At 40.3% G+C, this 19,939-nt stretch carries 20 protein-coding genes; 15 read left to right on the top strand and 5 right to left on the bottom strand.

The features are described 5' to 3' along the window. The first annotated feature begins 29 nt into the window (after positions 1-29). On the top strand, positions 30-764 hold the full coding sequence (locus C8P64_RS11740) for a rhomboid family intramembrane serine protease (RefSeq protein ID WP_108172948.1): 735 nt from the start codon (positions 30-32) through the stop codon (positions 762-764). Positions 765-844: 80 nt separating this feature from the next. Here C8P64_RS11740 and C8P64_RS11745 read toward each other — a convergent pair whose 3' ends face one another. The 5 genes from C8P64_RS11745 to C8P64_RS11765 form a co-directional block, all read right to left on the bottom strand. Further along, positions 845-2,218 carry a SusD/RagB family nutrient-binding outer membrane lipoprotein gene (locus C8P64_RS11745; RefSeq protein WP_108172293.1) on the bottom strand — a complete coding sequence of 458 codons (1,374 nt, stop codon included), beginning with the start codon at positions 2,216-2,218 and terminating at the stop codon, positions 845-847. Between the two features lie 6 nt (positions 2,219-2,224). Next, entirely contained in the window at positions 2,225-5,440 is a 3,216-nt protein-coding gene (locus C8P64_RS11750) for a SusC/RagA family TonB-linked outer membrane protein (protein WP_108172294.1), read from the bottom strand. 294 nt (positions 5,441-5,734) lie between these two features. Further along, positions 5,735-6,469, bottom strand: coding sequence for a 23S rRNA (guanosine(2251)-2'-O)-methyltransferase RlmB (gene rlmB / locus C8P64_RS11755; RefSeq protein WP_108172949.1), 735 nt, complete (start codon positions 6,467-6,469; stop codon positions 5,735-5,737). 102 nt (positions 6,470-6,571) lie between these two features. Continuing rightward, positions 6,572-8,029: a SusD/RagB family nutrient-binding outer membrane lipoprotein gene (locus C8P64_RS11760; protein ID WP_108172295.1), complete on the bottom strand. Its 1,458-nt coding sequence runs from the start codon at positions 8,027-8,029 to the stop codon at positions 6,572-6,574. 11 nt (positions 8,030-8,040) lie between these two features. After that, positions 8,041-11,301 carry a SusC/RagA family TonB-linked outer membrane protein gene (locus C8P64_RS11765; RefSeq protein WP_108172296.1) on the bottom strand — a complete coding sequence of 1,087 codons (3,261 nt, stop codon included), beginning with the start codon at positions 11,299-11,301 and terminating at the stop codon, positions 8,041-8,043. 450 nt (positions 11,302-11,751) lie between these two features. Between C8P64_RS11765 and rpsL the strand changes: the two genes are divergently transcribed. From rpsL to rpsQ, 14 genes are all read left to right on the top strand, one after another. Further along, positions 11,752-12,126 carry a 30S ribosomal protein S12 gene (rpsL, locus tag C8P64_RS11770; protein WP_010230128.1) on the top strand — a complete coding sequence of 125 codons (375 nt, stop codon included), beginning with the start codon at positions 11,752-11,754 and terminating at the stop codon, positions 12,124-12,126. Between the two features lie 23 nt (positions 12,127-12,149). Next, positions 12,150-12,626 (top strand): 30S ribosomal protein S7, encoded by a 477-nt coding sequence (rpsG, locus tag C8P64_RS11775; RefSeq protein ID WP_108172297.1) that lies wholly within the window; start codon positions 12,150-12,152, stop codon positions 12,624-12,626. Positions 12,627-12,632: 6 nt separating this feature from the next. After that, a complete protein-coding gene (fusA, locus tag C8P64_RS11780; RefSeq protein WP_108172298.1) occupies positions 12,633-14,744 on the top strand; it encodes an elongation factor G in 2,112 nt (703 codons plus the stop codon). Positions 14,745-14,754: 10 nt separating this feature from the next. Then, the gene (rpsJ, locus tag C8P64_RS11785) at positions 14,755-15,060 is read left to right on the top strand and encodes a 30S ribosomal protein S10 (protein WP_026915146.1); all 306 of its coding nucleotides are present in this window, start codon (positions 14,755-14,757) and stop codon (positions 15,058-15,060) included. A gap of 146 nt (positions 15,061-15,206) precedes the next feature. Next, on the top strand, positions 15,207-15,818 hold the full coding sequence (rplC, locus tag C8P64_RS11790) for a 50S ribosomal protein L3 (protein ID WP_108172299.1): 612 nt from the start codon (positions 15,207-15,209) through the stop codon (positions 15,816-15,818). Further along, positions 15,818-16,444, top strand: coding sequence for a 50S ribosomal protein L4 (gene rplD / locus C8P64_RS11795; RefSeq protein ID WP_108172300.1), 627 nt, complete (start codon positions 15,818-15,820; stop codon positions 16,442-16,444). The genes rplC and rplD overlap by 1 nt, the downstream gene beginning before the upstream one ends. Before the next feature lie 9 nt (positions 16,445-16,453). After that, the gene (rplW, locus tag C8P64_RS11800) at positions 16,454-16,744 is read left to right on the top strand and encodes a 50S ribosomal protein L23 (RefSeq protein WP_108172301.1); all 291 of its coding nucleotides are present in this window, start codon (positions 16,454-16,456) and stop codon (positions 16,742-16,744) included. A gap of 9 nt (positions 16,745-16,753) precedes the next feature. Then, positions 16,754-17,590 (top strand): 50S ribosomal protein L2, encoded by an 837-nt coding sequence (gene rplB / locus C8P64_RS11805; RefSeq protein WP_108172302.1) that lies wholly within the window; start codon positions 16,754-16,756, stop codon positions 17,588-17,590. A 6-nt stretch (positions 17,591-17,596) separates the two neighbouring features. Next, positions 17,597-17,875 (top strand): 30S ribosomal protein S19, encoded by a 279-nt coding sequence (gene rpsS / locus C8P64_RS11810; protein ID WP_011710692.1) that lies wholly within the window; start codon positions 17,597-17,599, stop codon positions 17,873-17,875. Positions 17,876-17,883: 8 nt separating this feature from the next. Beyond that, positions 17,884-18,291 carry a 50S ribosomal protein L22 gene (rplV, locus tag C8P64_RS11815; RefSeq protein WP_011710691.1) on the top strand — a complete coding sequence of 136 codons (408 nt, stop codon included), beginning with the start codon at positions 17,884-17,886 and terminating at the stop codon, positions 18,289-18,291. An 8-nt stretch (positions 18,292-18,299) separates the two neighbouring features. Then, a complete protein-coding gene (gene rpsC / locus C8P64_RS11820) occupies positions 18,300-19,019 on the top strand; it encodes a 30S ribosomal protein S3 (protein ID WP_011710690.1) in 720 nt (239 codons plus the stop codon). Positions 19,020-19,039: 20 nt separating this feature from the next. Next, positions 19,040-19,459: a 50S ribosomal protein L16 gene (rplP, locus tag C8P64_RS11825; RefSeq protein ID WP_108172303.1), complete on the top strand. Its 420-nt coding sequence runs from the start codon at positions 19,040-19,042 to the stop codon at positions 19,457-19,459. 10 nt (positions 19,460-19,469) lie between these two features. Next, positions 19,470-19,661, top strand: coding sequence for a 50S ribosomal protein L29 (gene rpmC, locus C8P64_RS11830; RefSeq protein ID WP_011710688.1), 192 nt, complete (start codon positions 19,470-19,472; stop codon positions 19,659-19,661). 18 nt (positions 19,662-19,679) lie between these two features. Continuing rightward, positions 19,680-19,937: a 30S ribosomal protein S17 gene (gene rpsQ / locus C8P64_RS11835; protein ID WP_011710687.1), complete on the top strand. Its 258-nt coding sequence runs from the start codon at positions 19,680-19,682 to the stop codon at positions 19,935-19,937. Positions 19,938-19,939 lie beyond the last annotated feature (2 nt).

A 19,939-nucleotide genomic window follows, 5' to 3' on the forward strand; every position in this document is an offset into this window, starting at 1 on the left:
TTGTAATATTAATTAAAATTGAAGAAAGTTTGAAACCATCCAGTCCTTTTGTTTTTAGTACCGGAACTATAGGTTATCCTATCTTATTCGTTCTTTTGATCTGGATCGTATTCTGGGTCGAAGTAAGATTTGGAGTTAGTTTCAACAGTTATGGTGTAAGGCCCGGTGAAATGATGGGTCTTCGGGGTATTTTATTTTCCCCATTCATACATTCAGACATAGAACATCTCTTCAATAATACCATTCCGCTTTTTATATTATCCCTGGCCCTGTTCTATTTTTACAGGCCTATAAGCTGGAAAGTACTGCTCATTGGTCTCATTGCTTCGGGATTACTTACATGGCTTATTGGCAGGCCGGCAAATCATATTGGCGCCAGTGGAATAATTTACGTTCTGGCTTCCTTTTTATTCTTCAAAGGAATATTCTCTAAGTATTACAGGTTGGTGGCTTTGTCCCTGATCGTTGTTTTTATTTATGGTGGGCTTGTATGGTATGTTATCCCGATAGATCCAAGCATTTCCTGGGAAGGGCACCTGGCCGGTTTGATTACCGGCTTTAGTCTGGCTCTGATCTTTAAGCAGAATATAGTTGAACCGCCGAAATATCACTGGGAAAACCCAGAATACTCTGAAGAGAACGATCCTTTTATGAAGCATTTTGATGAAAATGGTAATTTTATAGAGAATTTGCCTGAAGAGGAATCAGATTCAGAAGAGGTTCAGTATAACTATATCTATAAGGATTCTAAAAAGGAAGAGTGATCTTGCTAGTTTAGAATTCCATTGAAATCTTAGAAATAAAAAAACCACCCGAAGGTGGTTTTCTTTATTATTGGCTAATTCTAATTACTTGGGAAAGCCCAAATGTCATCATCTAATAAATGTCCTCCCTGAGCTTGAATGGCAGCCTCGTAATTTTCAAGGTTGGCCTGGCGTTCCGAAATTGGGTAAAGGAACCTTCTAGGTATTATTCCGGAAGGATTTACTCCTGGAACAGCATCAGGATTAGGGGTTAGATCTGGATAACCTGTTCTGCGGTAATCTACCCATGCTTCTAGTGGGGCGTTACCGTAAAAGGCGATCCATTTTTCATTGATAATGGTTTCAATTTTATCATCTTCAGAACCTGAAAGTGATAAACCGCCAACATAAGAGTTGATTTCTTCATCTGAAACTCCTATATAAGACATGTTCGCAGAGACAGCATCTTTAAGAGCTTCTAGTGCCTCTGCATCAGATCCTCCGGTTCTTACTAAAGCTTCAGCCTCAATGAATTTCACCTCCCAGTAAGATATTAACGGAGTGGGTGAATCTGCCTGTCCCCAGAAAAGTCCATCTATACCTGCAAAACTTTCACCGTCTGTGGTGTAGAAAGGTAATCTTGGATCATCATTATCGGTTAGTTCATCGAAAAGAACCTCAGATATACCTAGAGTACTGGGCCTGTCATTGTCAAAAAGAAACCAGGGGTTGGCATTCTGGGCAGGCGTACTGTAAATGAAATCTGGTTGTTGAGCCGTGCTTGTAAAGGCTTGCTGGATCTCTGTCAGCGCATTTTGAGCCGCTGAGGTTCCATTAACTGAGGTAAGGTGAAGATAGTATCTCGCCTTTAACGCGTGAGCAACTCCTTCCCAATTCACATCATCGGCACTTCCAGCTCCTGCAAAAGCACCGATACCGGATGCTACACCTTCATCTATCGCTTCTGTCAATAACTGCTGGATCTCTCCATAGATCGATTCCTGAGTATCATATGATGGGTTTAAATTTCCCTCGTCACCTACGAAAGCTTCAGAATAGGGGATGTCTCCCCAGGCACTTGTAGCTACCCCTAGATTTGCGGCCATATACAATTTTGCCAAGGCACTAATCTCTCCTTCGTTATTCTGAATGATCACAAAGGCATCTTTCATGGAGCCGGCGCCATAAAGTCCGAAATCCCAGAGGTCATCTATATCACTCTCACCAATGTTGTATTGGTCATAAGCAATTTGTTGTGCATCTAGACCATCGAAATGCTGAACCAGGATTCCGGCGATCCTACCGCCAAGGGCGACAGAATTCCTGTGAGTTTGGGCGATCATACCTGGGTAAATTGCACCCGCGTTTACCAATTCTGCTGAAGGATTATCTGGATCTATGTTCGCATCTGTAATTTCACAGGAAACAGAAACGCTGATCAAGGCAATCCATATTAATATTTTTATAGTTTTCATCTTTTCCTAAAAATTTAATTGAACATTGAGACCGTAACTCTTGGTGTTGGGCTGGTTAAAATAATCCAGTCCCATACCGTTACTATCACCTGTTAAGTTGGTTTCTGGGTCTACTCCCGGATAGTCTGTTTCTACCCATAAGTTTCTTCCGAAAGCTGAAAAAGTAAGGCCGTCAAAAAATGTATTTTCCAGGAATTTATCCGGAAGGGAGTAAGTTAGAGTGACTTCTCTTAAACGTATCCATGAGCCATCATAGATCGCAGTTTCAGAAAGTCCTCCAAAACCATATCTTCTCCAGTAGTTGTTATTCTCACTAATAGTTGGATCGGAATATGGAACCACCTGAGTGTTTGGCTGACCTGTAGATTCTACTACTCCTTCAAAAACAGTTGACTGGTCTCTTAAGAGCGTAGCTTCAGATACACCAAAATAATCCAGGATACCGCAGGTTCCGCACCATACATCGCCTCCCTGTCTAATATCGATAAGAAAGGAAAGACCAAAATTCTTGTACTGGAACTGGTTATTGATACCCGCAAGCCAATCTGGGATTGGATCACCTATTACTCCATCTGTAGTTGCCTGCAGTGGATAGCCGTCATCATCGATCAAAACCTCTCCTGCGTCATTTCTGGCAAATCTAGAACCGAATATGGCTCCATAAGATTCTCCGGCTACAGCTCGTGAACTTGTACTCGAGAATCCGTTTAAAGTAACAGATTCTACACCTTCAACAAGTTCTTCCACCACGTTTTCATAGGTGGTCCAGTTAGTGCTAATTGTCCATTCAAAATTATCAGATCTAATAGGTGTTCCGCTTAATGAAACCTCGTAACCAGTATTGGATACCAGACCTACATTTTCAAACCTGTCTACGAACCCTGAGGAAGGAGCGGCATCTACGAAAATGATCTGATCTTCGGTCTCTTTATCGTAATAGGCGAAATCGAATTTCAACCTGCTTTCAAGCATAGATAATTCGATACCAACTTCAAATTCTGTGGTTTTCTCTGGAGTTAAGGTTGGATTACCTGCTCTCGATGATCTTTCGAAAGATGTTGCATCGTAGGCAGGGAAGGTTACACTTTGAATAAAACCATCACCACTTACAGAGGTTCCTCCAAAATTGGTTATGGTCGCGTAAACCGGTGCATCGTTACCGGCTGCACCCCATGCACCTCGAAGTTTTCCGTAGTTAAGGAAATTGCTGTCCATTAACTCAGTAAAAACAAAACTACCCCCAATAGAATAAGATTGGAAGGTGTTATCACCAACAGGTAGAGTGGAAGACCAGTCATTTCTGAAAGATGGAGTTAGGAATAGCATATTGTCAAAGCTAAACGTAGCAGTTGCAAAGACACCAATAAGTTCTCTTCTGGAAGATAATTCCTGTGCCTGGGTAGTGCTTACGTTAGAAAGATTGAAGAATCCAGGAATGGTCATACCATCTCCCAGAACTGTCTGCCTGTTCGTCTTATTATAATATCCGTCGTAACCTATGTTGGCGTCTACTCCAAAAGTGTCGCTAAAATTGTACAACAGGTTGAAGATACCATTCCAGTTCACATCCTGGTTCGCAATCACATCATTGATAACCCTACCATTTCCGAAGGATGCGTCAATTACATCAAATCCGATCTTACGGGTATCTGTATATCTATCGATAGATCCGGAAGTTTTGAAACTTAACCAATCTGTAATATTATAGGTAAGAGCTAACCTACCAATGAACCTGTTTACATCATCCAGGTTTATATTCCTGGCGACAGCAAAGTACGGGCTATTATATATACCGTCCCGGTAACTTCTCTGCCCAGGTAATTCAGCTCCCGGAATATCATAGAAATAAGTATCTGGATCATCTGCCGCAGCCTGTCCTTCCTTGCCATTTCCCATGTCGAAAGTTGGAGTGTTACGAAGTAAACCGAGCATAACCCCGGAAATATTTGATCCTCTCTGAACTCTGTTTCCTCCTGAATTAGTATACTGGCCGGAAGCATCTATTACCAGGTCTTCTGATAAGTCTGCCATTAGATCCAGTCTGAAAGTCTTTCTTTCGAAAATTTCATTTGGAGAAATACCTTCCTGGTTTAACTTTCCGATGGAAGCCCGGTAATTTACCTTTTCAGAACCTCCACTAATACCTAAACTGATATCTGTGGTTTGTCCGGTTTTAAAGAAGCCGTAATTATCGTAAGCCCTTGCCGGCATTCCGTTACCAGTTCCCGCTGGTACTAGTCTACCATTCCTGTCAAAAGGATAATCTGTAGCTCCATCGAATTCAAGATCTGAAATAAGCGGCCCCCATGAGTCTCCTTCAAAAGTTTCCGGGCCACGATATTGCAAGGCACCTTCGAAGTGGCGTCCCTGGGCATATTCTTTTTGCAGATCTGGAACCTGGTTGTATTCGGCAAATGACAGAGTAGAGTTTAAAGTAACCCTGGTTTGTCCTGCCTTACCTTTTTTAGTGGTGATCAAAACAACCCCATTCGCTGCTCGTAAACCATATAAGGTCTGGGCTGCGATACCCTTAAGTATCGAAATGGATGCGATATCATTTGAGTTAATGTCTATCGCCCTGTTTGAAAAGTCACTACCTCCAAGACTGGAGTTGTTGTTAGTCTGGGTAGGATCTTCTGAGAAGGAAGAGTTGTCGATAGGAACTCCATCCACTACAAAAAGCGGCGAGTTGGACCTGGTAATAGAGGTGTTACCACGAACACGAATGTTTGCTGAGGCTCCTACAGAACCTGAGGATGAGGTAACCTGTACACCTGAAGCTTTCGAGCTTAAGGCTGAAACAAGGTTTGTTTCACGTGATTTCTGTACATCATCTGCTTCAACAGATTCTAATGCGTAACTCAGAGAACGAGGTTTTGCACGAATACCCTGTGCAGTAACCACTACTTCTTCCAATTCTGCTGAGTCTGATGCCAGAGTCACATTAATCGTAGTTTGATTACCTACGGTGATTTCCTGAGTCTCTTTCCCTACAAATGAGTATACCAGAATATCGCCCTGATCTGCGTTGATGGAGTAATTTCCATCAAAGTCTGTTTGCGTACCGGTGGTGGAATTCTTAATAAAGACATTCACGCCTGGAAGGGGTACTCCCTCTTCACCGGTTACAGTACCAGTTATTGTTTGCTCCTGACCAAAGGAAAGGAAGGCCGTGAGCATAGAAAACAATACCATGATAATGCGAGGTAATTTTTTTTCCATTTTAAATGAATTTTGTTTATCAAGTAAAATTGTCAAAAAAATGTTAATAATTCTTAGGATTTTAGTTAAAAATCGAGAAAAATGATTTGTAATTAACTAAAAACGAGGTGAATAGCCAGTAAAATATGGTGAAAGGAGATGAAAGGAGATATAATTAGTGAAATTAACTAAATAACTGAAATCCAGTAATTTGTAAGAAATGGATTATATTTTTACTGTTTTTTGCAGAAAATTGAATTTACCCGTGTAAACAATTGTTAAACAGGTATGTGCATGTTCTATGGAGGGAAGGTACTAAAGTCTCTGTCTCACTGCTTCATATAGAAAAGCACCACAAGCTACAGATACATTTAAGGATGCTATGGTTCCAAGCATTGGTAGTTTAGCTTTGAAGTCTGCCGATTTCAAAATAGAGTTAGAAACGCCTTTCTCTTCATTACCCATAATGATAGCAATGGGTTGTTTAAGATCAAGATCATAAATTACATCATCAGTTTTTTCGGTGGCAGCAACCGTCTTTATATCGTAGGTCTGCAAATGGAAGATGGCGTCCTTAATATGGTTCACCTTACAGATAGGAATTTTGAATACAGCACCTGCCGAGGTTTTAACGGCGTCTGCATTGATAGGAGCAGATCCTTTTTCCGGAATGATGATTCCGGTTACTCCACAGCATTCTGCTGTTCTTATGATGGCCCCGAAATTCCTAACATCGGTTAGGCCATCTAATAATAAAAATAGAGGAGTAGAAGTAGAGTTTTGAGAATCTTCTACCAGCTTTTCCAGGCTTACAAAACTAATGGGAGAGATATTGGCAACAACGCCCTGGTGGTTTCCTTTGCTAAGTTTATTCAGCTTTTCTACAGGTACGTAAGAAACTGTAAAGTTGCCCTTGTTCAGATAACGGTTCAATTCCTGGAATAAAGAGCCGGAAAGTCCTTTTTGTATAAATATCTTTTCGATGGATTTGCCACTTTCGATCGCTTCGATAACCGTTCTGATTCCAAAAATTCGGGTAGTTTCTTTCATGGGGGCAAAGTTAGCATTTAAAATATTTCTCTGTCCAGCTTTTATAAATAAAAAAACCACCCGGTTAAGGGTGGTTTAATTAAACTGATCTTAAATCAATTTTTATTCATCTAGACAACCAACATAAGTTGATTGGTCTGGAGTTGTAGTATCCCAGAAAATAGGAGTTTGAGTATCATCACCTCCAATTGCAGTCGAAGCATCGATGTAATTGGCGTTGTTAAGGTTTTGCTCATCTACAGGATAAGTATATCTGTAAGGAACTAGGTTGCAGTATTCCTGAGGAATTCTTAACGCTGGTTCATCATATAATCTCCATACAGACCATCCCTGGAATGGGTTGTCATACATAGCAATCCAGAATTGAGTTGCAAGTTGTTCAGTTGAACCATCATATGCAACATCTGGCTGTGCTAGGTAAGCTGCAGCTTCGTCAGCAGAAAGTCCCCAGTAAGTAATAGAAGCAGTAATTGCATCATTATAGTGAGTCTCTGCGTCACCTGCACCTGCATAACCTAATTCAGCAGCATTTGCAAGGTTGAATTCAACTTCAGCATAGTCGATTAAAAGACCTTCTCTTGTTGGATCTAATAATTGATCACCAACGTGAGAGTAAGATCCGTAGTTGTTACTGGCACCATAGATACCACCAATGTAACCTTCTACGTTATCATCGAAATAAGCCATTCTTCTTGGATCTTCAAACTGGTTCATGTAATCAACCAATGTGTTTGCAGCCAAGAAATCTGAACGACCACTCTGTACTAGATCTTCCCATAGCGGGTTAGTGTTTGGAGTAGTACTCTGGTAATTGATAGCTGCGATATCGTCATTAGAAGTAAATACTCCTCCTGCGATAGCAGATTCAACAGTACTTTGAGCTAAACTTGGGTTTACATCTTGCAATCTTAGACCCATTCTAAGTTTAAGAGAGTTTGCAAACTTTACCCATGCATCCATATCACCACCGTAAATAACATCAGCGGTTGTGTAACCCTGTCCTGCATTAAGCATTGTAGTTACACTGTTTAATCTTGAAATAAGATCTTCGTATATAGCAGTATCGTTATCGTAAGCTGGTAGAGGGAACTCATCTGCCTGTACGGCTTGAGTGTAAGGAATATCTCCAAACGAATCTACCAATAAATGCCAAGCGTATACTTCTACTACTTCTAACTGTCCTAATCTAGCATCCTTTTCAGATTGCTCTAGTTCAGTGTCTTCCATTACGATGCTTTTTGCATTCTGAAGATCAAAGATCACATCTCTGTAAAATTCAGACCAAACTGCATCTGGGTTCTGTCTTGCAGTGAAATCATAGTTAGGCTCATCAAGATAAGTCGTAGCTGTGAAATACTGCCCTAGGAACCTGTAAAGGGTTCTGTTTACGTTAGGACTGGCTGTATAATCTCCTATACTTACCGTAGCTGCTGTGAACAAAAAGTCGGAAGCTACTTCAGTAGGGTTTTTCGGATCCCTATTCAGGTCCTCATACTTCTCGTCGCTTTGGCAAGACCAAAGTACCACGAGTGCTGTTATAGCAACAATATATTTTTTCATAGTTAATTTTATTAAAAGTTAAATTTAAGACTAGCACCTATTTCTCTCATAGTTGGGTAAGCACCAGACTGGTATCCCTGGATGTTACCAGAACTTAGACCTGCTTCTGGATCAGAGTAAGGAATGTTCTTGTCGATGATCCATAGGTTACGTCCAATTAAAGAGATTGAAGCTCTTGTAAATGGAGTAGCGTCGATGAATTTATCTCCAAAGTTATAGGTAATGTTAGCTTCTCTTAATTTAACGTAAGAAGCGTCATATACGTGACCTGCGTTAGCGTTTCTCGCGTAACCGTAAGGGTTACCGAAATAATCTGTTCTAGCTCTTGTAGTGTTAGGAGAAGTGTTAGTCACTTCGTAAGATCCATCAGGATTGAAAGTAACATCACCTTGTACACCGTCTAGGATTACACCACCACCGTTAGCGATTGTGTTTCTAATTGGGTTACCAAGTTCGTTAGTTCCAACACTGCTCTGGTAAATACCAGTTGCAGTACCATACCACTGGTCAAGAGAGAAAATATCTCCACCTTTCTGAACATCGATAAGGAATCCTAAAGATAGGTTCTTGTATGCGAAAGTGTTCTGAACACCACCATTCCAATCTGGCTGGATGTTACCAATGATGTAGTTAGCGTTAGGAGTTCTTTGGTAGTAACCACCAGAGTTGATCAATTTGTTTCCTTGATCATCATATACGTAATCTGTACCTCTAATAGCTCCGTAAGGTTGTCCTGGTGCAGCGTTGATAGAAATACCACCTTGTACACTTGCCAACTGTAAGTTGTCAATACCATCAGTTAATTCAAGAACTGTGTTCTCGTTTTTCGCCCAGTTCACGTTAATGTTCCAGTTGAAATCTTCAGTTCTAATTGGGTTAAGGTTTAAAGAAACTTCAACACCCTTGTTCTCGATAGTACCTGCGTTAAGTAATTTAGATGTGAAACCTGTAGCAGTAGAAACTGGTACTGGAGTAATCTGGTCTTCAGTTTGAGAGTTGTAGTAAGATACATCAAAACCTACTCTTCTGTCGAAGAAGTTAGCCTCTAAACCAAATTCGTAAGACTTCATACGCTCCGGCTTCAAGTTTGGATTGTTCAAGCTGCTATTGTTACTAGCTACACCTGCTCCACCAAATGGTGCGGAAATTGTATAAGTGTTGAATACGTTGTAAGGATCTGTATCGTTACCAACTTCGGCGTAGTTAGCTCTTAACTTAGCAAAAGATAACCAGTCTCCGTTGATCACGTTAGATAGGATGATACTTGTAGAGATAGAAGGGTAGTAGAATACGTTGTTGTTGTCTTCTATAGGTAAAGTAGAAGAACGGTCTCTACGGATAGTTCCTTCAAGATAGTAAGTGTCTAAATAACCAACACCAGCTCTAGCATAGATACCATCTAGCATTCTTGTCATTTCATACTCTGTTGGAGGGTTTAGCGGGCTGGCACTGTTGCTTAATGCATAGAATCCAGGCGCGTTTAATCCACCGTTTGTTTGAGCATAAATACTGTTTCTTTCGTTTCTTCTTAAGTTGAAACCAACGTTACCATCTACGTTAAGATCTTCAGTAACATCTTTGTTGAAGTTAAGAATAAGGTCGTAGTTGTATTCTGCAGCTCTGTTGTTGTAACGGCTATATTTTGCTACGTCTGCACTACCTACGTTAATTCTTTCTTCCTGTAGTTCATCATAAGTATCGAATGTAAATCTACCTAGAAGGCTGAATACATCGTTGAATTCGTAATTAAGGTTTACGTTACCAAAGTATCTGTTACGAGTATCTGTCTGAAAGTTCTCGTAGAAAGTAAAGTAAGGGTTATCAGAGTAGATTGGAGAAAGATCTGATGGGCTGTTCGGGTTCCAGGTAATGTTCTCACCTGTTGCGAAATAAGCCTCTCTTTGCTCCTGGAAGTCTACGTTAGTTTGGAACCATTGTCTAAACTGCTGCATTACGTTTAATGAACTATATCCAGTTCCGTAACGTCCTTTACCGTCTGTCTTTGTGTAAGTAATGTTTGCCTGAGCACTGAACTTGTCAGTGAAATCATGAGAACCACTGAATTTAAGCGTGTTTCTCTTGATCAATGAGTTAGGTAAGTTACCTTGTTGGTTCAGGTGAGTTCCACTTATTCTGAATGAACTCTTTTCTGTTCCACCATCTAAAGCTACAGAGTTGATAGAAGTATAACCAGTTTCCCAGATTGAGTTAGGGTCATTTTCTCCAGCAACCCATGGGCTAGCTTGTTGGTAAGTATCTAATTGTGGATAGATTGAGTTCCACTGATAGATCATTCTGTTAGGGTCAAAAGCAGCACCAAAAGAAGCATCTTCTGTAAATGGAGTAGCTTCATCTAAGTTACCATCACCATCAATGTCATAAAGGTTGAAGTAACCATCTTCTGAATCGTAGTAAGCACCGTAACCAGCACCATATTCTTTCTGATACTCAGGAAGAGTTTTCATGTCTGGGTTACTTACAGTAATAGAAGACTGAACAGAAACTCCAATTCCTTTACTCTTACGTCCTTTTTTAGTTTCGATGATAATCGCACCGTTAGCAGCTCTAGCTCCAAATAATGCAGTAGCGGCAGCACCTTTAAGTACGTTGATCGAAGCAATGTCGGCCGGGTTAATATCCGAAGCGGCGTTACCGTAGTCATAACCACCACGACCAGTTTGCTGGCTAGATCCGTTAGTGTTAAGGTTACTCACAGGAGTACCATCAATAACGAAAAGAGCCTGGTTGTTTCCAGTTAAAGAAGAGTTACCACGAATTACAACGTTGGTAGAACCTCCCATAGTACCAGAAGTCTTAATGTTAAGACCGGCAACTTTACCAGAAAGAGCGTTTACGAAGTTTTGAGTTGGGTTGTCTGCAACAGCTTCACCTCCAACTTCCTGCGTCGCGTAACCAAGCGACTTCTTCTCTCTTTCAATACCAAGCGCGGTAACAACAACTTCATCCAGTTGGGCGGCATCTGCCTCCATAATAACATCGATAGTGTCATTGTTGCTTACTGCATACTCAGTCTTTTTAAGACCGATGAAAGAGAATACAAGAACATCTCCTTGTTGTGCAGAGATGGAATAGTTACCATCAAAATCGGTTTGTACACCAGTGGATGTACCTTTTACAACGATGTTTACACCGGGTAGTGGCAGACCGTCTTCGTCTGTCACTGTACCGGTAATCGTTCGTTCCTGTGCAAAGGTCATTTGCACCACAAACGCCAGTAATAGCGTTAAAATACTACTAAACTTTGTTTTCATTTTTAAATTTGTTTGAATTAGCCAGCGCCAAATGTGCTAATAAATGGTTAATTAAACAAGCTTTTGGAATTAAAAATTAGTCTTATTATTAAATAGGTGTTAATAAAGGGGGTATATTGTCGATAAGCTAATTTCCTTTTGGGGAAGGGGTGTGATTTTTATCAAAAATCCAATAATTCTGAATTTTCACAGTAGAGCTTTTCTCAATTAGATACAATAGGACGGAGTCTTCTTATTCTTGAATTCCTGTTGAAAATCAGGTCCAGTTGAATCCGCATGAACTGAATATTGTATCCAGTTATGAAGAATTTATTCTCGTAATCTTATTTAATTTCCGAAAAACTTGAAAATTAATAAACTAAGGTTTGAATAATAATTATTTATTTCTACCTTTGCAGACCCTAAAAAACAGGGGAGTAAATTTTATTAATAATTAGTGTATAGGAAATTATGCCAACAATTTCACAATTAGTACGAAAAGGAAGAGCCAAAATAACCAAGAAGAGTAAATCGGCTGCTTTGGATTCGTGCCCTCAAAGGAGAGGTGTTTGTACACGTGTGTACACAACAACTCCTAAGAAACCAAACTCGGCTATGAGAAAAGTAGCTAGGGTAAGGTTGACTAACGGAAAAGAGGTGAATGCCTACATTCCGGGAGAAGGACACAATCTACAAGAGCACTCGATAGTATTGGTTAGAGGTGGAAGGGTAAAAGATTTGCCTGGTGTTAGATATCACATTGTTCGTGGTGCGCTAGATACTGCCGGTGTTGAAGGTAGAACTCAGCGTAGATCTAAGTACGGAGCTAAACGCCCTAAGAAGTAATTAAAAACTTTTAATGTAAAGAAATGAGAAAAAGACAGGCGAAAAAACGACCTCTTTTACCGGATCCAAAATTTAACGATCAGCTTGTGACACGTTTTGTGAACATGATGATGTGGGATGGTAAGAAATCGGTTGCCTTTAAAATTTTCTATGACGCTATCGCGATCGTAGAAGAAAAGAAACAAGACGAAGAGAAATCTGGATTAGAGATCTGGAAAGACGCTCTTTCTAACGTTATGCCTCACGTAGAAGTGAGAAGTAGACGTGTTGGGGGTGCAACTTTTCAAATCCCAATGCAGATAAGACCAGACCGTAAGGTGTCTACTGCTATGAAGTGGTTAATTAGCTTCGCGCGTAAGAGAAATGAGAAATCTATGGCTGCTAAATTAGCTGCTGAAGTTCTTGCTGCTGCGAAAGAAGAAGGAGCTGCTGTTAAGAAAAGAGTAGATACTCATAAAATGGCTGAAGCTAACAAAGCATTCTCTCACTTTAGATTCTAAAACAACATGGCACAAAGAGATTTAAAATTTACTAGAAATATTGGAATTGCAGCTCACATTGACGCGGGTAAAACCACGACTACAGAGCGTATCCTTTATTATACAGGTATAAGTCACAAAATTGGTGAAGTTCATGATGGTGCTGCTACTATGGACTGGATGGAGCAAGAGCAGGAGCGTGGTATTACCATTACCTCTGCAGCTACACACTGTAAGTGGCCTTATAGAGATCAGGAATATACAGTTAACATTATCGATACCCCAGGTCACGTTGACTTTACGGTAGAAGTAGAGCGTTCTTTACGTGTACTTGATGGTGTTGTTGCATTGTTCTCTGCAGTAGACGGGGTTGAGCCTCAGTCTGAGACTGTTTGGAGACAGGCAGATAAATATAGGGTTCCACGTCTAGGTTTCGTTAACAAAATGGACCGTCAGGGAGCAGATTTCTTCAACGTATGTCGCCAGGTAAGAGAAATGCTTGGTGGTAACCCGGTGCCTCTTCAGGTTCCAATCGGTGATGAAATCGACTTCAAAGGTGTGGTAGATCTTATTTCTAAGAAGGCGATTATCTGGAATGACGAAGATCACGGGATGACCTATGATACTATCGATATTCCTGCTGAATTAGAAGCAGATGTAAATAAATACCGTGCAGAATTAGTAGAAGCGGTTGCAGAATATGATGAAGCTTTGATGGAGAAATTCTTCGAAGATGAATCTTCTATTACTGAAGATGAGATCATCGCTGCATTAAGAGCTGCTACTATAGATATGAGCATCATCCCGATGATGTGTGGTTCTGCATTTAAGAATAAAGGTGTTCAGGCGATGCTTGACGCTGTTATGCGTTACCTTCCATCTCCAGTAGATGTTGAGGCTATCGTTGGTACTAATCCTGATACAGGTGAAGAAGAAAGCCGTAAGCCAAATGTGGATTCTCCATTTTCTGCGCTTGCATTTAAAATTGCTACCGATCCTTTCGTGGGTCGTTTAGCATTCTTCCGTGCTTATTCAGGTACTCTTGATGCTGGTTCTTACGTATTAAACGTACGTTCTGGTAAGAAAGAGCGTATCTCAAGAATATATCAAATGCACTCTAACAAGCAAGAGCCTATCGATAGTATCGAGGCTGGAGATATTGGAGCTGCTGTAGGTTTTAAAGATATTAAGACCGGTGATACACTTACAGATCTTAAACACCCAATTATCCTTGAATCTATGTCTTTCCCTGCACCAGTAATTGGTATCGCAGTAGAGCCTAAAACTAAGGCAGACGTTGAGAAAATGGGGATGGCTCTTGGTAAATTGGCTGAAGAGGATCCAACTTTTACAGTAAAAACTGATGAGAACTCAGGTCAGACTATTATTTCTGGTATGGGTGAGCTTCACTTAGAGATCATTATCGATCGTATGAAGCGTGAATTCAAAGTAGAAGTAAACGTTGGTGAGCCTCAGGTAGAGTACAAGGAAGCGGTAAGAAGACCTGCAGATCACAGAGAGGTTTACAAAAAGCAATCTGGTGGTCGTGGTAAATTCGCAGATATCGTATTCGAATTAGGACCTGTAGATGAAGATTTCGAAGGAACTGGTCTTCAGTTCGTAGATGAGATCAAAGGTGGACGTATTCCTAAAGAATTTGTTCCTTCAGTACAGAAAGGATTTGAAGAGGCTATGAAGAATGGTCCTCTTGCAGGATTTACAATGGACAGCCTTAAAGTTGTTCTTAAGGATGGATCTTTCCACCCTGTGGATTCAGATCAACTTTCTTTCGAATTGGCTGCTAAGATGGGATATAAAGAATCTGCTAAGAAAGCAGGAGCGGTTATCCTTGAGCCAATCATGAAGGTAGAAGTTGTAACTCCAGAAGAAAACATGGGTGATATCGTTGGTGACCTTAACAGAAGAAGAGGTCAGGTAAACAACATGTCAGACAGATCTGGAGCGAAAGTAATCAAAGCTGAAGTGCCACTTTCTGAAATGTTCGGTTATGTAACTACATTAAGAACACTTTCATCTGGTAGAGCAACTTCAACTATGGAATTCTCTCACTATGCTGAAACTCCTTCTAATATTTCTGAAGAAGTGATCAAAGCAGCTAAAGGAGCAGCAAACGAATAATCTTAAGGAAATGAGTCAAAAAATCAGAATAAAACTAAAATCTTACGATCATAACCTGGTAGACAAGTCTGCAGAGAAGATTGTAAAAACCGTAAAGACTACGGGAGCTGTTGTTACCGGACCAATTCCGTTGCCAACAAACAAAAAAATCTTTACTGTTCTTCGTTCACCTCACGTGAACAAGAAATCCAGAGAGCAGTTTCAATTAAGCTCTTACAAGAGATTACTTGATATCTATAGCTCTTCTTCAAAGACGATCGATGCGTTGATGAAGCTTGAATTACCAAGTGGTGTAGAAGTAGAGATCAAAGTGTGATAAAACAGTTCCGCGCACTACGGTGCGCGGTTAACATGTCTGGCGCGTTTCGCAAAGGAAAAACGGTGAAAAATACAATTCAGGGCTGAATGTGTTTTTCAGCCCTTAGTTTTTTAAATAAGTAAACAATTAATAATTAATTAAATATGTCTGGGTTAATAGGAAAAAAGATCGGTATGACCAGCATCTTCGACGAGAATGGGAAAAATGTCCCATGTACCGTGATCGAAGCTGGACCATGCGTGGTTACCCAAGTCAGAACCAAAGAGGTTGACGGGTATGAAGCACTTCAACTTGGTTTCGATGACAAAAAGACTGTAAATAAAGCTGCTGAAGGGCACGCTAAAAAAGCAGGAACCGTTGCAAAACGTAAAGTCGTTGAATTCCAGGGTTATAATGAAGATTACAAATTAGGTGACTCTGTTACCGTGGAGCATTTCAAAGAAGGTGAATTTGTGGATATCGCAGGTACATCTAAAGGTAAAGGTTTCCAGGGTGTTGTTAAGAGACACGGTTTTGGAGGTGTTGGGCAGGCCACTCACGGTCAGCACAACAGATTAAGAGCTCCCGGTTCTATTGGAGCGGCATCGTATCCTGCGAGAGTATTCAAAGGAATGAAGATGGCCGGAAGAATGGGCGGTGAGAGAGTAAAAGTTGAAAACCTTAAAGTTTTGAAGGTTGTGGCAGATAAGAACCTTTTAGTAGTAAAAGGATGTGTGCCAGGACATAAAAACTCATACGTAATCATTAGTAAGTAATGGAAGTAGCAGTTTTAGATATAAAAGGAAAAGAAACAGGCAGAAAAGCACAGCTTTCTGATTCTGTTTTCGCTATAGAGCCTAATGAGCACGCTGTTTATCTAGATGTTAAACAATACCTGGCTAACCAACGTCAGGGTACTCATAAAGCTAAGGAAAGAGCAGAGATCTCGGGTTCTACTCGTAAGATCAAAAAACAAAAAGGTACTGGTACTGCAAGAGCAGGTAGTATCAAGTCTCCTATCTTTAAAGGTGGTGGACGTGTTTTTGGACCAAGACCAAGAAATTACGGTTTTAAATTAAATAAAAACCTTAAGCGTCTTGCAAGAAAATCTGCGCTTTCTATCAAAGCAAATGATAAGGCAATTATGGTAATTGAAGATTTTTCTTTCGATACACCAAAGACCAAAAACTTCATGGAAGTTCTTAAGGCTCTGGGGATTGAAAGTAAAAAATCGCTAATAGTATTGGGTGACTCAAATAAAAATGTATATTTGTCGTCGCGCAATTTAAAGACGTCTGAAGTGATAAGTAGCTCAGAATTAAGTACTTACAAAATACTTAATGCGAAAAGTATTGTCTTTTTAGAAGGGTCTTTAGAAGGAATTGAGTCGAAATTAAGTTAATAAACCGTTATGAGCATCTTGATTAAACCTGTTATTACAGAAAAAGCTACCGCAGATAGTGAGATGAATAATCGCTTCACTTTCGTGGTAAGTAACAAGGCAAATAAGATTCAGATCAAAGACGCGATCGAATCTGCTTATGGCGTGTCTGTTACTAAAGTTCGAACTATGAATGTCCGTCCAGATCGTAAAACCAGATATACAAAATCTGGAATGATCACTGGTAAAACTAATGCTTTCAAAAAAGCAATAGTACAGGTGGCGGAAGGTGAAACTATTGATTTATACAGTAATCTTTAAGATTAAAGAATGTCAGTTAGAAAATTAAAACCAATTACACCTGGTCAGCGTTTTAGAGTAGTGAATGGGTATGACGCCATTACTACTGATAAGCCGGAGAAAAGCCTATTGGCGCCGATAAAAAAATCAGGTGGTAGAAACAGTCAAGGTAAGATGACCATGCGCTACAAAGGTGGTGGTCACAAGAAACGTTACCGAATTATCGATTTTAAACGTGACAAGCAGGGAATCCCTGCAACAGTCGCTAGTATAGAATACGATCCAAACAGAACGGCCTTTATCGCATTATTGAATTATCAGGATGGCGAGAAAAGGTATATTATTGCTCAAAACGGGCTTCAGGTAGGTCAAAATGTAGTTTCAGCTAATGAAGCTGCTACTCCTGAAATCGGGAATGCAATGCCGTTGGCAAACATTCCTCTTGGTACTGTGATCTCTTGTATCGAGCTAAGACCTGGACAAGGTGCTGTAATGGCACGTAGTGCAGGTGCATTTGCTCAATTATTGGCAAGAGAAGGGAAGTATGCTACTATTAAATTGCCTTCTGGTGAGATCCGTAGAGTTCTTGCATTGTGTATGGCGACTATAGGAGCTGTTTCTAACAGTGACCATCAGCTAATGATCGGTGGTAAAGCCGGTAGAAGCCGTTGGTTAGGAATCAGACCAAGAACTAGACCAGTAGCGATGAACCCTGTAGATCACCCAATGGGTGGTGGTGAAGGTAGAGCTTCAGGTGGTCACCCACGTTCAAGAAAAGGTCTTCCTGCAAAAGGATTCAAGACCCGTTCAAGAACGAAGGCGAGTAATAAATATATTGTAGAACGTAGAAAGACTAGAAAGAAATAATAAGATATGGCACGTTCATTAAAAAAAGGACCTTTCGTTCATTACAAACTGGAACAAAAAGTGGCTCAGAATGTTGAGTCAGGAAAGAAAGCCGTGATCAAAACCTGGTCTAGAGCTTCTATGATTACTCCAGATTTCGTAGGACAAACTATTGCAGTACATAACGGGAAACAATTTGTTCCTGTTTATGTAACTGAAAACATGGTAGGTCATAAACTAGGAGAATTTTCACCAACACGTTCTTTCAGAGGACACGCAGGTGCAAAAAATAAAGGTAGAAAATAATTGAAGCTATGGGAGTTCGTAAAAGAGAAAGAGCAGAGCAAATAAAAGAAGCCAAGAAACAGGTAGCTTTTGCAAAGTTAAATAACTGCCCTACTTCGCCTAGAAAGATGCGTCTTATGGCGGATCTGGTAAGAGGTGAAAAAGTAGAAAAAGCGCTTCATATTTTGAAATTCAGCAAGAAAGAAGCATCAAACCGTTTAGAGAAGCTTTTAGTTTCTGCGATTGCCAACTGGCAAGCGAAAAACGAAGATGCAAATCTTGAAGAAGCTGAATTATTTGTGAAAGAGATTCGTGTAGACGGAGGAAGTATGTTGAAAAGACTTCGTCCAGCTCCACAGGGTCGTGCACACCGAATTAGAAAGAGATCCAACCACGTTACATTAGTGCTTGGAGCAAACAATAATACACAAAGCTAAGAGATAGTATGGGACAAAAAACAAATCCAATCGGGAATCGCCTTGGTATCATTAGAGGTTGGGAATCCAACTGGTACGGAGGTAATGACTACGGCGACAAACTAGCCGAAGACGATAAGATTAGAAAGTATATCCATGCTCGTCTTTCTAAAGCGAGTGTATCGCGTGTAATCATCGAGCGCACGCTTAAGCTTGTAACCGTTACTATCACTACTGCTAGACCTGGTATCATTATCGGTAAAGGTGGTCAAGAGGTAGACAAGCTTAAGGAAGAGCTTAAAAAGATTACCGACAAAGAGGTTCAAATTAACATCTTTGAGATTAAGAGGCCAGAACTTGACGCTCACTTAGTGGGGGCAAGTGTTGCCAGACAGATAGAGAATCGTATCTCTTATCGTCGTGCAATTAAGATGGCTATCGCGGCTGCAATGAGAATGAATGCTGAAGGGATCAAGATTGAGATTTCCGGACGTTTAAATGGTGCTGAGATGGCACGTTCAGAATCATACAAAGATGGAAGAATACCTTTGTCTACTTTTAGGGCTGATATTGACTATGCTTTAGTTGAAGCACACACTACTTATGGTAGATTGGGTGTTAAAGTATGGATCATGAAAGGTGAGGTATACGGAAAAAGAGAGCTTTCGCCTCTAGTTGGCCTTGCGAAAAACCAAGGTAAGAAATCCGGTGCCGGACGAGGTGGAAACAAATCACGTCGTAGAAAGTAATTTTTTAAAGGAAAGAAAAAATGTTACAACCTAAAAGAACAAAATACCGTAAGCAACAAAAAGGCCGTATGAAGGGCTTGTCTCAAAGAGGACACAGACTTTCTAACGGGACCTTTGGAATCAAATCTATGGATTCCAGCTTCGTTACTGCTCGTCAAATAGAAGCAGCGCGTATCGCCGCTACCCGTTATATGAAAAGAGAAGGTTCTATCTGGATCAAAATTTTCCCAGATAAACCTATCACTAAGAAACCTCTTGAGGTTCGTATGGGTAAAGGTAAAGGTGCCGTGGAATATTGGGCAGCTGTAGTTAAGCCAGGAAGAATCATGTTTGAAATTGGTGGTGTACCAATGGCAACTGCTAAAGAGGCGTTACGTCTTGCAGCGCAGAAGCTTCCTGTGAGAACTAAATTTGTTGTAGCTAGAGATTATCAAGAATAATATTGGAATTATGAAACAATCAGAAGTAAAAGAATTGTCTGTTGCAGAATTGCAAGAAGAGCTTGGTAAGTCTCGTAAAGCTTATTCAGATTTAAAAATGGCTCACGCTGTTTCGCCTTTGGAAAATCCGATACAGTTAAGAACTGTAAGAAGAGACGTGGCGAGACTAGCTACAGAGTTAACTAAAAGAGAACAACAATAATTGTTATTCTGCTGAAAGATGGAAAAAAGAAATTTAAGAAAAGAGCGTGTAGGAGTTGTTACAAGTAACAAAATGCAGAAATCTATCGTGGTTTCTGAAGTGAAAAAAGTAAAACATCCTATGTATGGAAAATTCGTTTTGAAAACGAAAAAGTACGTAGCACACGACGAAAATAACGACTGCAACGAAGGTGATACTGTAAAGATCATGGAAACACGACCTTTAAGTAAATCCAAGACTTGGAGACTAGTAGAAATAATTGAAAGAGCTAAATAATC

It is taken from the genome of Christiangramia gaetbulicola (assembly GCF_003054225.1).
GTDB classification, from domain to species: Bacteria; Bacteroidota; Bacteroidia; order Flavobacteriales; family Flavobacteriaceae; genus Christiangramia; species Christiangramia gaetbulicola.

What these genes read in the sequence shown, in the direction of transcription:
- C8P64_RS11745 (WP_108172293.1), bottom strand. Translation starts at nt 2,218, where the DNA reads ATGAAAACTATAAAAATATTAATATGGATTGCCTTGATCAGCGTTTCT.
- C8P64_RS11750 (WP_108172294.1), bottom strand. Translation starts at nt 5,440, where the DNA reads ATGGAAAAAAAATTACCTCGCATTATCATGGTATTGTTTTCTATGCTC.
- rlmB (WP_108172949.1), bottom strand. Translation starts at nt 6,469, where the DNA reads ATGAAAGAAACTACCCGAATTTTTGGAATCAGAACGGTTATCGAAGCG.
- C8P64_RS11760 (WP_108172295.1), bottom strand. Translation starts at nt 8,029, where the DNA reads ATGAAAAAATATATTGTTGCTATAACAGCACTCGTGGTACTTTGGTCT.
- C8P64_RS11765 (WP_108172296.1), bottom strand. Translation starts at nt 11,301, where the DNA reads ATGAAAACAAAGTTTAGTAGTATTTTAACGCTATTACTGGCGTTTGTG.
- rpsL (WP_010230128.1), top strand. Translation starts at nt 11,752, where the DNA reads ATGCCAACAATTTCACAATTAGTACGAAAAGGAAGAGCCAAAATAACC.
- rpsG (WP_108172297.1), top strand. Translation starts at nt 12,150, where the DNA reads ATGAGAAAAAGACAGGCGAAAAAACGACCTCTTTTACCGGATCCAAAA.
- fusA (WP_108172298.1), top strand. Translation starts at nt 12,633, where the DNA reads ATGGCACAAAGAGATTTAAAATTTACTAGAAATATTGGAATTGCAGCT.
- rpsJ (WP_026915146.1), top strand. Translation starts at nt 14,755, where the DNA reads ATGAGTCAAAAAATCAGAATAAAACTAAAATCTTACGATCATAACCTG.
- rplC (WP_108172299.1), top strand. Translation starts at nt 15,207, where the DNA reads ATGTCTGGGTTAATAGGAAAAAAGATCGGTATGACCAGCATCTTCGAC.
- rplD (WP_108172300.1), top strand. Translation starts at nt 15,818, where the DNA reads ATGGAAGTAGCAGTTTTAGATATAAAAGGAAAAGAAACAGGCAGAAAA.
- rplW (WP_108172301.1), top strand. Translation starts at nt 16,454, where the DNA reads ATGAGCATCTTGATTAAACCTGTTATTACAGAAAAAGCTACCGCAGAT.
- rplB (WP_108172302.1), top strand. Translation starts at nt 16,754, where the DNA reads ATGTCAGTTAGAAAATTAAAACCAATTACACCTGGTCAGCGTTTTAGA.
- rpsS (WP_011710692.1), top strand. Translation starts at nt 17,597, where the DNA reads ATGGCACGTTCATTAAAAAAAGGACCTTTCGTTCATTACAAACTGGAA.
- rplV (WP_011710691.1), top strand. Translation starts at nt 17,884, where the DNA reads ATGGGAGTTCGTAAAAGAGAAAGAGCAGAGCAAATAAAAGAAGCCAAG.
- rpsC (WP_011710690.1), top strand. Translation starts at nt 18,300, where the DNA reads ATGGGACAAAAAACAAATCCAATCGGGAATCGCCTTGGTATCATTAGA.
- rplP (WP_108172303.1), top strand. Translation starts at nt 19,040, where the DNA reads ATGTTACAACCTAAAAGAACAAAATACCGTAAGCAACAAAAAGGCCGT.
- rpmC (WP_011710688.1), top strand. Translation starts at nt 19,470, where the DNA reads ATGAAACAATCAGAAGTAAAAGAATTGTCTGTTGCAGAATTGCAAGAA.
- rpsQ (WP_011710687.1), top strand. Translation starts at nt 19,680, where the DNA reads ATGGAAAAAAGAAATTTAAGAAAAGAGCGTGTAGGAGTTGTTACAAGT.